The 12,096-nt window shown below is 59.6% G+C and carries 11 protein-coding genes; all 11 read right to left on the reverse strand.

The features are described 5' to 3' along the window. Positions 1-2: 2 nt before the first annotated feature. A complete protein-coding gene (locus KUG85_RS05870) occupies positions 3-2,075 on the reverse strand; it encodes a hydantoinase/oxoprolinase family protein (protein WP_223004525.1) in 2,073 nt (690 codons plus the stop codon). Further along, positions 2,075-2,584, reverse strand: coding sequence for a GAF domain-containing protein (locus tag KUG85_RS05875; protein WP_223004526.1), 510 nt, complete (start codon positions 2,582-2,584; stop codon positions 2,075-2,077). Before KUG85_RS05875 ends, KUG85_RS05870 begins: the two co-directional genes overlap by 1 nt. Then, on the reverse strand, positions 2,581-3,387 hold the full coding sequence (locus KUG85_RS05880; protein ID WP_223004527.1) for an ABC transporter ATP-binding protein: 807 nt from the start codon (positions 3,385-3,387) through the stop codon (positions 2,581-2,583). Before KUG85_RS05880 ends, KUG85_RS05875 begins: the two co-directional genes overlap by 4 nt. Continuing rightward, entirely contained in the window at positions 3,384-4,274 is an 891-nt protein-coding gene (locus KUG85_RS05885; RefSeq protein WP_223004528.1) for an ABC transporter ATP-binding protein, read from the reverse strand. Before KUG85_RS05885 ends, KUG85_RS05880 begins: the two co-directional genes overlap by 4 nt. Further along, positions 4,271-5,104 (reverse strand): ABC transporter permease, encoded by an 834-nt coding sequence (locus KUG85_RS05890; RefSeq protein WP_223004529.1) that lies wholly within the window; start codon positions 5,102-5,104, stop codon positions 4,271-4,273. Before KUG85_RS05890 ends, KUG85_RS05885 begins: the two co-directional genes overlap by 4 nt. Then, positions 5,101-6,126, reverse strand: a complete 1,026-nt coding sequence (locus tag KUG85_RS05895) for an ABC transporter permease (protein WP_223004530.1) — start codon at positions 6,124-6,126, stop codon at positions 5,101-5,103. Before KUG85_RS05895 ends, KUG85_RS05890 begins: the two co-directional genes overlap by 4 nt. Positions 6,127-6,193: 67 nt before the next feature. Continuing rightward, positions 6,194-7,780, reverse strand: a complete 1,587-nt coding sequence (locus KUG85_RS05900; RefSeq protein WP_223004531.1) for an ABC transporter substrate-binding protein — start codon at positions 7,778-7,780, stop codon at positions 6,194-6,196. A gap of 11 nt (positions 7,781-7,791) precedes the next feature. Beyond that, complete coding sequence (locus KUG85_RS05905; RefSeq protein WP_223004532.1) at positions 7,792-8,436, reverse strand: helix-turn-helix domain-containing protein; 645 nt, start codon at positions 8,434-8,436, stop codon at positions 7,792-7,794. Between the two features lie 859 nt (positions 8,437-9,295). Then, complete coding sequence (locus KUG85_RS05910) at positions 9,296-9,475, reverse strand: hypothetical protein (protein WP_223004533.1); 180 nt, start codon at positions 9,473-9,475, stop codon at positions 9,296-9,298. A 425-nt stretch (positions 9,476-9,900) separates the two neighbouring features. Continuing rightward, positions 9,901-10,599 (reverse strand): response regulator transcription factor, encoded by a 699-nt coding sequence (locus KUG85_RS05915; RefSeq protein ID WP_065817408.1) that lies wholly within the window; start codon positions 10,597-10,599, stop codon positions 9,901-9,903. Then, the gene (locus KUG85_RS05920) at positions 10,596-12,056 is read right to left on the reverse strand and encodes a sensor histidine kinase (protein ID WP_223004534.1); all 1,461 of its coding nucleotides are present in this window, start codon (positions 12,054-12,056) and stop codon (positions 10,596-10,598) included. The genes KUG85_RS05915 and KUG85_RS05920 overlap by 4 nt, the downstream gene beginning before the upstream one ends. Positions 12,057-12,096 lie beyond the last annotated feature (40 nt).

Raw genomic sequence — 12,096 nt, forward strand, 5'->3', positions numbered from 1 at the left:
CCTCATCCCTTCAGGTGAATATGGAGATTGCCATAGCCGTCCACCTCAACCCGGTTGCCCGGATGGATCACGGTGGTGGTTCCGGGGTCCTCAACGATGGCGGGGCCGGTAAATGTCATGCCGGATTCCAGCTTCGTGCCATCATAGATGCTGGCCTCGTGAACACCTTCCAGTGCGTAGTCCACGCTGCGCTGGCCCTTGAGCGCCAGCTTCGTATCCGCGCCAGTGGGTTCGCGCTTGGCCATGGTGAGCTTGCCCACTTCGGCGGAAGCGACCAGATGGATGCCCACCATCTCTACCGGCGCATCAAGCCGGTAGGTGTATTCACGCTCATAGGTTTCGTGGAAATCCACTTCGATGGCCGCCAGGCGCTCGTCAGTGATGGCACCTTCCTCTAGCAGTACTTCGGTCGTGTGCTCCTGATTCTGATAACGGAACTTGCCGTAACGCAGGAACTTCACCTTCCCGGCATCAACGCCTTCCCGCTCGAACTGGGCGCGGGCGCGCGCCTCGGTCTCGGCAAAGACAGTTTCCAGCCCGGCAGCAGCGCCCGGTTTCAAATCCGCCAGTCGGGTGACGAAGTAGTCACGGCGCAAATCGGACATCATCATGCCCCAGGCGGAGAACACGGCTGCCGCAGCCGGAACCACCACCTTCCTCACGCCCAGCTCGGCAGCCAGTGCCACTGCATGCATCGCGCCGCCGCCGCCAAAGGCGACCAGCGTGAAATCGCGCGGATCGTGGCCGCGATTGAGTGAGACCAGTTTCAGCGCGTTGACCATATTGTTGTTGGCGATGCGGATAATGCCACGCGCCGCCTCGGCTGCATCGACACCGAGTTTCTCGCCAACCGTGGTAATGGCCTCTTCCGTTGAGGCCATATCGGCCTCTACCTCGCCGCCGCAGAAATAATCGCGATTGATGCGGCCAAGCCAGAGATTGGCGTCGGTGGTGGTGGCGTTGGTGCCGCCGCGCCCATAGGCAGCCGGTCCCGGCGCTGCGCCAGCCGATTGCGGGCCCACATGCAATTTGCCGAAATCATCAACCCAGGCAATGGAGCCGCCGCCATTCCCGATCTCCACCAGATCAACCACCGGCACCATGATGGGATAGCCCGCCGTGGTGCGCTCACGCTCGATCCAGTAATCGGTCATGATCTTGACCTGACCATCCTCGATCAGCGAACACTTGGCGGTGGTGCCGCCAATATCGAGCGCTAGAACATTGGGCTCGCCGATCAGCTTGCCCAGTTCCGCAGCGCCCCAAAAGCCGGAGGCCGGGCCGGATTCCACCATGGTGATGGGAATTTGCGTGACCACATCAAGCGACTCCACACCGCAATTGGACTGCATGATGTAGAGGTTGCGGTCAAAGCCCTTGTCCTTCAGCCCGCCGGCAAGGCGCGACAGATAACGCTCTGCAATCGGCTGCACATAGGCTGACAGGACCGCTGTATTGGTACGCTCATATTCGCGCCATTCGCGGGTGATCTGGTGCGAGGCAACGGCGGAAACCTCCGGCCACAACTCTTTCACCTTGGCCAGAACCGCCTGTTCATGCTCGGGATTGGCATAGGAGTGCAGGAAGGAAATTGCGACGGCCTCCACCCCATCGGCCTTGAAATCATCAAGGATTGCCTGAAGCCCGGAAAGCTCCAGCGCGGCCATCTCCTCGCCCCGGTAGCTCATGCGCCCCGGCAATTCGCGGCGCAGATAGCGCGGCACGAAGGGTTCAGGCTTCTCATAATGGAGGTTGAAGAAGTCCGGGCGGTTGCCGCGGGCAATCTCCAGCGTATCGCGAAAACCCTCGGTGGTGATGAGCCCGACCTTCACGCCCTTGCGCTCGGTCAGCGCGTTGATAACCACCGTGGTGCCATGAGCGAGGAAATCCACCGATGAGGGGTCGAGCCCGGCTTTGTCCAGCACGTTGAGCACGCCCTGCTCAAAATTGGGCGGCGTGGTGTCGGACTTGGCCGTGATGATGCGGGCAACACCCTTTTCATCGGTCTCGAAGGCTACCAGATCTGTGAATGTGCCGCCGACATCTGTCGCGACGCGGATTGTCTTCTCGGCCATCAGGCCACCTCCTCCTGTTCAAACCGTTCCTGAAGCATGAAGCAGGCTGCTCCCGGCAGCTTCAGCGCTTCTGCCGCCTTCACCTTGTCAGCGGTGTAAAACCCGGCCTCATGCAGGCAGTTGATGCTGCCCACCACATTGCCTGCCAGCTCCACCGGAATGTTGATCACCGACTCGCAGCCCAGGGACTGGATCAGCTCATGGTCGTAAAAGACCTTGGCGATACCCTCGATGTCATTGGCCACAAAGATGCGCCGTTCCTGCAACACGTGGCGCGACCAGTCGGTCTGGTTCACTGGCTTGGTGCCCGATACGGGATAGGCGTCGGGCATGTTGGAATAAAATCGCGCAGAGACACCGGCTTCAAAATCGAAGCTCATGAGCGTGAACAGCTTTACATCAACCACCTGCTGCGTGAGATGATAGAGTGCATCGAAGGTGGTGGCGGGCTGATTATCGGCAGCCGCCAGCGCCCGCTCAAAGAACGCGTAATCGGGCATTTTCGTCATGATGGTTCCTTTGTGAGGCTGTCTTTCAGCTCTTGTTCTTCGCGTGTGATGACCGGCACCGCGCCAATCAGCCCGCGCGTATAGGGGTGTTCGGGCCGGGTGAAGATGGCCTCCACCGTATCGAGTTCCACCATGCGGCCCTTCTCGAAGACGGCCACCCGGTCGGCAATGTTGCGCACCACGGCAAGGTCATGCGTGATGAAGAGATAGGTGAGTTTTCGCTTCTGCTTGAGTTCTGCAAGCAGCTTCAGGATGCGCGCCTGCACTAGAACATCGAGGGCAGAAGTGGGTTCATCCAGCACCACCAGATCGGACTGGCACGCCAGTGCCCGGGCAATTGCCACACGTTGCCGCTGCCCCCCGGAAAGGGCGGCCGGAGCCCGCGAGCGGAATTCTGCGGGAAGTCCCACCTCCTCTAGAAGCTCACCCGTGCGGTCCCAGCGGCGGGATTTTTCTCCGATGTCATGGACATCCAGCGGCAGGCGCAGCGATGCCCCGATGGAGCGCTTGGGATTAAGCGATGACAGCGGGTTCTGCTGCACAAGCTGGATGGCCCGGCGATGTTCCGCCAGGCGCCGCGCCGGCAACACCTCGCCGCGATAGGTCATGGTGCCCGTGGTGGGCGGATAGATGCCCAGCGTCATGTTGGCAATGGTGGATTTTCCCGAACCGGACTCGCCGACAATGGCAAGGCATTCGCCTTCCATGACATCGAAGGAGACATCTTCCACCGCGCGCACCTCGCGGTCGCCCACATGGAAGATTTTGGAGATGCCCATGAGAGAAAGAAGGGGAGTTGTCATTGCGCTTCTCCCGGTTCGCCGCAGCCTTCATGAATGATCAGCGGATCGAGGAAGCGCTCCGACGCTTCCTCGATATCCGGAATCCCACCGCCGGTGACACGCGGGATGGCGCGCATCAGAGCCTGCGTGTAGGGGTGCTGCGGATTGTCAAACAGATCTTCGGTGCGCGCCTGCTCGACAAGACGGCCTTTGTAGATGACATAGACACGGTCGGCGAATTCGCGCACCACTCCCAGATTGTGCGAGATGAACAGCACCGAGGTGCCATGACGGGTCACCACATCGCGCATCAGCTTCAGGGTCTGCGCCTGCACAGTCACATCGAGCGCCGTCCCCGGCTCATCGGCGATGAGCAGGGACGGTTCATTGGCCAGCGCCATGGCGATCATCACCCGCTGGTTCATGCCGCCGGAAAGCTGGAAGGGATAACTGGCGAGAACCCGCGCGGGCTCCGGGATCAGGACCTCATCCAGAAGCGCTGCAGCCCGTTCCATGGCGGCCTTTTCATCAATGCCCGGCGCGCCGCGCAGCAACACTTCGTGAAATTGCGCGCCGACCGTATAGACAGGATTGAGCGAGGAGGTTGGGTCCTGAAAGATCATGGACATGCGCGTGCCGCGCAGCGCATGACGTTCGGATGGCGACAGGCTTTCAAGGTCCTGCCCCTCAAATTGCAACAGCCCATCGACCCGCGTGCCGCGCGCCATCTGCAACAGGCCGATGATCAACCGCGCGGTGACCGATTTGCCGGAGCCGGATTCGCCCACCAGCGCCACCCGCTCGCCCTTGGCGATATGCAGCGATATGCCATGCAACACATCGATGATGCCCGTATAGGTGCGAAAGCTCAGATGCAGGTCGCGGATCAGAAGTGTTGGCGCACTCATTCGTCGACCCCCAGAATTTCACGCAACGCATCGCCGAGAAGGTTGAAACCGAACACTGCCACCAGAATGGCAAGACCGGGAAAGACCGTCAGCCACCAGGAATCCGGCAGATATTTCGCACCCTCTGCCACCATGGAACCAAGGTCCGGTGTCGGCGGCTGGACGCCAAGGCCAAGAAAGGAAAGCGAAGAGGCAATCAGGATGACGAAACCAAGATCGAGCGTCATTTTTGTGAGGATGGCCGGCACGCAATTGGGCAGAATTTCGCGGAACATGATGTGCAGGCGCGATGCCCCGATCACCTCGGCCGCCAGCACATAGCCTTCCTCGCGCTCCCCACGCGCCAGATTGTAAACAAGCCGCGTATACCAGGGCCACCACATGGCTGTGACCGCCAGCATGCCATTGAAGAGAGTCGGCTCCAGAAGCCCCATGATTGACATGGCCAGAACCAGGGGCGGAATGGACAAGAAGACATCGGTGATCCGCATCAGGATCGTTTCCGTCCACCCGCCGAGATAACCCGCCGCAAGGCCGATGGTTACTCCGATCGGCACGGCCACTGCCAGCACCACCACGCCGAGAATGAGCGAAACCCGGTAGGCATAGAGAATGCGGCTGAACAGATCGCGGCCCACAAGATCGGTGCCGAACAGATAGGGCCAGCCGGGGGCCTTGTTGAAATTGACGAAATCCACGACCGCGCCGCGATGCTCGGGGAATGGCGCGATGACATCGGCAAAGATCGCAGCCAGAACCACCAGCGTAATCAGGATGACGCCGAGCGCGGAAAGCGGATTGCGCAGAAGGATCGCGAGCGTGCGGTTCATGTGGACCTCTGCGACAGGCGAATGCGCGGATTGATGATGGCGATCAGAATATCCACGATGATGTTGACGATCAGAAACATGGCCGAGATGACCAGCACCGTTCCCACGATGGCATTGAGATCCTTGCGCAGGATCACCGCCACGCCGTAGCGCGACAGGCCCGGCCAGGCGAAAACCGCTTCCACCAGAAAGGCATTGCCCAGCATGGCCGCGAAATCGAGGCCGATTATGGTGAGCGAGGGGATGAGTGAGGGTCGGAACGCATAGCGTCGTGCGATCTTGCGTTCGGGAAAACCATAGGAGCGGGCCATCTCGATGAAGGGCCTGTCATAGGTCTCCACCATATTGGCGCGCGTCAACCGGGCTGCCTGCCCAATGCCGGAAAGCGCAAGCGCGAAGGCCGGCAACACCAGATGCGACAGAGCGTTCCCGAAAGCCGCGATGTTCCCCGCAGCCAGGGTGTCCACCAGCAGAAAACCGGTAAGAGGCGGGATCGCATAGCTGTCCGAGATGCGACCGGCGATGGGGAAGAGCGGCAGGAAATAGGCAAAGAGCAACATCAGAATCACGGCCCAGACGAAGCTCGGAGCCGAAACACCCAAGATGGAAACCACCCGCACCGTGCCGTCGATCCAGCTATCCCGATAGCGCGCCGACAAAATGCCGAGTGGCAGGCCGATCAGCACCATCATCGCCCCCGCCACCAGCACCAACTCCAGCGTCGCCGGCAGAAACTGCGCGATGTCGGCCGTCACCGGGCGGTTCGTGTAGAGCGAAATGCCCAGATCGCCCCGCGCCAGATCGGCAAGGAAATAGCCATATTGAAGCGGCAGCGGATCATCCAGATGCAGCTTCTCGCGCAGCACTTCCACCTGCTCGGGCGTCGCGCTGGGCCCCAGAGCGATACGCGCCGGATCCCCCGGAATAATCCGGGCGATGGTGAAGATCAGCATGGAAACCCCGATCAAAACGATCAAAGAGATCCCCAACCGCTTCAGAATGAGGCGGGTTACAGACGACATTGCGTCACCATGTGTTGAAAGGGCACCGGCCCGGCCTTTTGATCGGCCGAACCGGCTGCCGCAACCTCTATTGCCCGGTCATTTCCATGAGCCGGAAGCTGAAGCCCATACCATCGAGGCCGAATGCCTTGGCGGGGTCTTGCAGTGCGGGCACCTTGACCCGGTCGCTTGCCGCAAAGACCGACTGGCGGTCATAGGCATAGATCGTCGGCGCGATTTCCATCAGGCGGTCATTGAGCTGCGAATAAGCGGCCTCGCGCTCTTCAGGCGCTGCGGCCTTGCGTCCCTTGTCGAGTGCAGCATCCACCTGTTCATCATCCAGATATTCCGGCGATTGCCAGGTGCCGCGTACGGAAGAGTGATACATGGGGTAAAGCAGTGTATCGGGATCGCCCGTGACCGCATTGGCAAAGATCTGCGAGATATGCGGTGTCGTCTCCGGATTGGTCACCTGTTCAGTGAAAAGCGCCCACGGAATCTTACGGATCTCCGATTTGATGCCGATCTCGGCGAAATTGGCCTGCATCAGAAGGGCGAACCGCTCTTCAATCGGCACCTCGCCGATCCAGGAGATTTCCAGCGTGAATTCGGAAGGATCATATTTGCACTCGGCCAGATGCTGCTTGGCCGCCTCGACGTCGCGCTGCAATGTCTGGTCAGCCGGATTGGCACCGAACATGCCGGCTGGAATAGCACCGGTGGAAGGGCTGCCCTGCGCCACACCATCGGTGATCGCAACCATGGCAAGCCCCGTTGCATAATCATAGGTCTTGGCAAGCGCCAAGCGGCAATTGGCATCATCCAGTGGTGCCTTGGCGGTGTTCATCTTGATATAGAAGCCGCCGCCACCGGTCTCGGTGAAGAGCTGCGCCCCATTTGCTGCCAGCGCCTTCATCACTTCCGGCGGCAACCATTGCGAGGAAATGTCATGCTCGCCTTGTGCAATCAGCGTGCGCACCGTGGCTGCTTCAAGACCATAGCGCAGACGCACAGTATCGGGCGCGGCATCTGGAACGCCGAGGAAATAGTCGGCGTTCTTCTGCATTACGGTTTCTTCCTGCGGATTGTGCGAAGAAACCTTATACGCACCCGTTCCGGCGGAATTGGCGGAGAGGAAAGCCTGCCCCCAATCCTTCATCTCGCCTTCGCCGTCGCCAAGATTCTCCATCACCAGTTTCTTGTCGACGATGGGCAGACGCACAAGAGAGGCGATGAACGGTGAATAGGCTTCGGTCAGCTTGAAGCGGACCGTATGCTCATCAATGGCCTCCGCGCCCTCTACTTTCTCGAAGAGGAAGGACAGCCCCTGTCCCAGCGCCTTCATGCGCTCAAACGAGAACACCACATCTTCAGCAGTAAGCGGATTGCCGCTCTGGAAGGCAACATCGGAACGCAGCTTGAATACGAAATCCGTGCCGTCCATTTCCCAGCTCTCGGCTAGGTGCGGCGCATAACCCGGTCCGCCCTGAATGGGCAGCACAAGCGTGTCATAGACATTGAACATCAGGATCGAGTCCGCATAGTCGCTTGCCTTGCCTGGATCGAGTTCACCAACGGCAACCTCATCAAGACGGAGTACGGTTTCCGCCGCGGCCTCGACCGTATGCAGCGGCGAAAGTGCGGTCGCGGCAAGGAGCGCTGCGGCCAAGAACATGGAAGGCTTTCTCATTGTGTTTCCCCTTTATTATCTTGAATTTCAGCAGCGGGAGAATGAAGCCCGCGAAGCTCCGGCTCCTCACCGAACACATCCATCGTACCGACCCATAGAACCGCTGCCGGCTCGTCCGTGTGATTCCACGTGGCGTGAGTGCGTGTTGATTGAAAATGGATGGAGTCGTTCGCCTCCAGAATGCTTGGTTCACCCTCAAGCTCGACTGTGATCGCTCCCTTGAGAACAAACATCATCTCCTCGCCCTCATGGGCAATCGGCTCGCCCCGATGCCCCGGCGGCTCATGGATGATGACGCTCCGCAGCACATTGCCCGGAAAGGAAGACGAGACACGCTCATAGGTGAGCGAGTTTTCGCTGATGGCGTAGGTAGCCCGCTGGTCATGGCGTGAAAGCGCTGTGCTCGGGACCGGTTGCGAGAGAAAATTCCCTACTTCCACCTGAAGTACATGGGAAACCGCAACGAGCGAGGAGAGTGATGGTGTGGCGATGCCTCGCTCGATCTGGGAAATGAACCCGACTGACAGCCCGGCACCGTCGGCAACCTCTTTCAACGTCAGACCGAGCTCCCGGCGACGGCGGCGCAGCTTCTTTCCCAACTGCGTTGGACGAGCAGAAATCTCTGCCAAGGCTGCCGTCATACCCTCGTGCCCCTGTTTTAGTATTATTAAAATTTAAGCAGCACTAAAATTACCCGTCAACCCATGGAACGGAAATTTTTCTTGCTTGCTGACCAACCTGCATGAACTGCCATCTCGCCATCTGTTTGGCGCCGGTAGCTAGCGGACACGCATCGGGAGGCAGAGGGGCGAGCCAAGGTGTGTTCAGTTCTGTAGATCGCGTTCGCGACGCGCGAAGTGCATCGGCTCGCTTCAGATGATAGCAGACGAGTACTGAGCTGATACATTGACAGCCAGAACGCACGGCCGGTGCAGCCAATCGACCAGAGCAGGCCTATGTACCATAGTCCTCTCCTAGGCAGCTTTCGTGGATCGAGCGCACCGTTGCTCGCGAGGGATGGCCTTGGCGCGAACCTGCAGGTCGCTAAGACGGTGCTCGACAGGACCTTCCTGCCGCAGCGAGGCTCGGGTTGGCAGCAGGTCGAGCCAGCTGCAGCTATGGCAGATCGCGGCGAATGCTGTTCATAAGAGGTCATGCGTCGTCGGCCTCAGCGATGGTCGCTGCAGCCATCACGCCGACCACTAGGCACGACTTGAGTATACGTCACAAATTCCTGGTCGAGCACACCCGCCGGCAGCGTCTACAGAAGCTCGGATATCTGGCACGAAGAAAGCCGAAGGACTCCTTCCGCAGATTGTACCACCGACGTGCAGCGACACACGAAATATCCAGCTCGGAGCCTGACGACGCCAATACTGATGTAGAGCCTTCTCTATCCGCCCAAATCCCGGTCCGGGCTGCGACGTGGTCCGCATGCACGCCTATTGAAGTTCATGCGATGATTGGACCAGCTCCTCGATGTCTTCGGCACAACGATCATCATTCCCCTGTTGCGACTCGACAATGATGCAATTTCTCGATGGCGCGCGGCTGTTGTGGATTGAGGGAGAGCCGCCCCATACCGGCCACGCCAAAGCGGTGGATGAAGAAGGAATCGAGGTCCAAGTCCCAAATCTTGCGATCTCTCAGCGAGAGAACCCATCCTTTTCCTGCGGTCACCGGAGATTTTCCGAAGGCCGTCCCAAAACTGTCGCTTCACGCTGCTGTGCGAAATAACTCTCTAAGGAGCGCTGTGTCCATCTGGAGCAGCATGGGATGAAGCGGAGAGGGCGGTCGCAAGTAAAGATGATTGTAGGCCCCCGCAACCAAACAACAAAACCCCGCGAACCGTTTGGTTCAGCGGGGTTTTGTTTTACATGAACCAAACGCGTAAACCGCCGATTCAATAGGATCGATGATCTGACCCAGAGAGCCCGGCGGCTCCCGGTGCCGCAAAAGCAGGCACTTGGGAATAGCTTGGCCGCAGGTCGTGATTCTCTGGAGTGGTTCGAAAAACAGAACGCCCAAAGCGGCAGCTTGTAGGCGCAAGAAAAATCCTGCTTAACGTCAGCAACGGTCGCCAACTCCAGCGCAAATCACCCAGGTCACATGTTGCGGATCTCGCCGATAGCGCTGAAGGAGTATCCAATGCCGTAGACCGATTTTATCGGCGGATCGATCCGGGTCTGGTCGAAAATCTTGCGTCGTAGCCGGCTCACCACTGCATCAAGATGGCGGTTGTCGAATTGGGTCTGCCGCCTGGAAAGGATGCGGGCCAGGTCTTCTCTTGCACATGGCAGACCGGCGTTTGCGATCAGAACTCCGACGAATGTGTTTTCGGTCGCGGTCAGCTTCACCGATTGGCCGTCCGGTGCGCGCAACGTCCAGGCGACTGCATCGAGAACCCACGCTGCAGGCGCATCTTCGGTCATCTGGTCCTTCGGCAGCCGGCGCAGCAAGCTGTGAACCGCTGCCGTAATTTCGCGCAGGGTGGTGTGCTTGACCAGATAGATATCCGCCCCGCTGTCGAAACCGCGCACGCGGCTTTCGGTATCTCCGTGCGCCGTCAGCATGATGATGCCGCAATCCAGTTGGGCGCGGATGGTCCCGGCAAGATTGAAACCGTCGCCGTCAGGCAGGGCAATGTCGAGGATCACGACGTGCGGCAGGACATCGTTTCGCAACACGGCCAGGAGTTCAGCGGCGGTTCCGACCCCGGTTGCCTCGAATCCCTGCAGACACATGTAGTCCACCAGATCGCCTCGCAAGGCTTCCTCGTCCTCGACAATGAGAATCCGGCTCATGCGCGTTCCACCTCCCTGCACTCTGCTTCACTTTCGGGCTCAAGACCCGGCAAGGGCAAACGCACGGTAGCGACAGTTCCTCCTCCGTCGCGCGGCTGCAGCTCTACAGTTCCTCTGTGGTACCCAAGCAATTGCCTGCACGTGTGAAGCCCAAGCCCGTTGCCGATCGTGCTTCTGGCGTTGGATGCGCGGAAGAAGCGACGCCCCACATGACTGAGCTCGCTTTCGGGAACACCTATGCCGCGATCCGCGACTGTGATGATGAGCAGCTTGTTACGGGTGAAGAAAGCAATCTCCACCGGTGTCTCGGGGGGCGAATATTTGAGGGCGTTGTCGACCAGATTGACGACAATCGTCTGCAGCATCTCGACGTCCGCCCGGTAACCGGGGACATCCTCGATCGATGAGAACCGCAGTCGCTCACCCAGGCCAACCTGGTCGAAGTGCCGCTGGATGTCCTGCGCCAGGCCGGCGACGTCCAGCGCTTCGACCTTTAACACACCTTCCACCTGCCTCTCTGTGGACAGAAAGCGGTCGATGAGCATGGTCATGCGGGACACCGCCGCATCGATGCTCCTCAAGCGTTTCGTAACGGCGTCTGGCGGATGTCTGATCACAGCATCCAGCATCTCGGTGGCGTAACGTATCGCGGCCAACGGCGTGCGGAACTCGTGACTGACCATCCGTGTGAGTTGTCGCTGCTCCTGACGGGCGGCCTTCTCCGCGTCCAGGCTAGCGGATAGCTCGTCTTCGAGGCGGCGCCGTTCGGCCACTTCCTGGGCGAGCGCCGCGTTGCGGTCCCGCAGGTCGAGCGAGAGACGCATGCCGACCATGAAAAGAAGACAGATGAAAAAGCCGACGATGAAGAGATGCCCCTGGAAGAAATACCAGGCATTAACGTCGCTCAGGACCGATTGGTTGGCGACCGTTGCGGGATACCAGTAAACGAGAGCGCTCTGCAGCAGGCTGGCGCCAGAATACTCCGCAAGGAGAGCGATCGTGATCCACCGCAGGAAGCTGGGCTGGCTACGGTCCGCATAAAGCGTCCGGATCATGGTGCCCATCATCACGACGGTGAATGCTGTCGATGCGTGGATGCGTAGGGCGAGAGCCTCCGGTGCCACCGTCACGGCAAGGGACCAGAAGGCAAGGTGCGCGGCCAGGCAGACGATACCGATCTTCAGACATCTCGGCTGACCGAGAAACCGGGCCATGCCATCGGCCAGAAGCACCAGCCCGATCTTGATCACCGTATTGTCGGTCAGAATCCGCCAGATCGCAGGATCAGGGCCGCGCTGAATGAGGAGCAGCAGCCCCAGCGCGATGGCAACGAAACCTGCTGCGATGACCTTCAGCTCGAAGAGATGGCGCCAGGACCGCCAGACCAGGAGCCAGGCGATCGCCTGCAGGGCCGTCGTGCAAAATTCCAGCAGCAGCAGCGTCTTGAGATTTAGCATGGGCTTTTGTTGCCCATGTTCCGGGATGCCGCAAGTTTCT

The sequence above is a fragment of the Nitratireductor rhodophyticola genome (assembly GCF_019891355.1).
Taxonomy (GTDB): Bacteria; Pseudomonadota; Alphaproteobacteria; order Rhizobiales; family Rhizobiaceae; genus Nitratireductor; species Nitratireductor rhodophyticola.

Coding starts and splice junctions, on each gene's coding strand:
- KUG85_RS05870 (WP_223004525.1), bottom strand. CDS start 2,075: ATGGCCGAGAAGACAATCCGCGTCGCGACAGATGTCGGCGGCACATTC.
- KUG85_RS05875 (WP_223004526.1), bottom strand. CDS start 2,584: ATGACGAAAATGCCCGATTACGCGTTCTTTGAGCGGGCGCTGGCGGCT.
- KUG85_RS05880 (WP_223004527.1), bottom strand. CDS start 3,387: ATGACAACTCCCCTTCTTTCTCTCATGGGCATCTCCAAAATCTTCCAT.
- KUG85_RS05885 (WP_223004528.1), bottom strand. CDS start 4,274: ATGAGTGCGCCAACACTTCTGATCCGCGACCTGCATCTGAGCTTTCGC.
- KUG85_RS05890 (WP_223004529.1), bottom strand. CDS start 5,104: ATGAACCGCACGCTCGCGATCCTTCTGCGCAATCCGCTTTCCGCGCTC.
- KUG85_RS05895 (WP_223004530.1), bottom strand. CDS start 6,126: ATGTCGTCTGTAACCCGCCTCATTCTGAAGCGGTTGGGGATCTCTTTG.
- KUG85_RS05900 (WP_223004531.1), bottom strand. CDS start 7,780: ATGTTCTTGGCCGCAGCGCTCCTTGCCGCGACCGCACTTTCGCCGCTG.
- KUG85_RS05905 (WP_223004532.1), bottom strand. CDS start 8,436: ATGACGGCAGCCTTGGCAGAGATTTCTGCTCGTCCAACGCAGTTGGGA.
- KUG85_RS05915 (WP_065817408.1), bottom strand. CDS start 10,599: ATGAGCCGGATTCTCATTGTCGAGGACGAGGAAGCCTTGCGAGGCGAT.
- KUG85_RS05920 (WP_223004534.1), bottom strand. CDS start 12,056: ATGCTAAATCTCAAGACGCTGCTGCTGCTGGAATTTTGCACGACGGCC.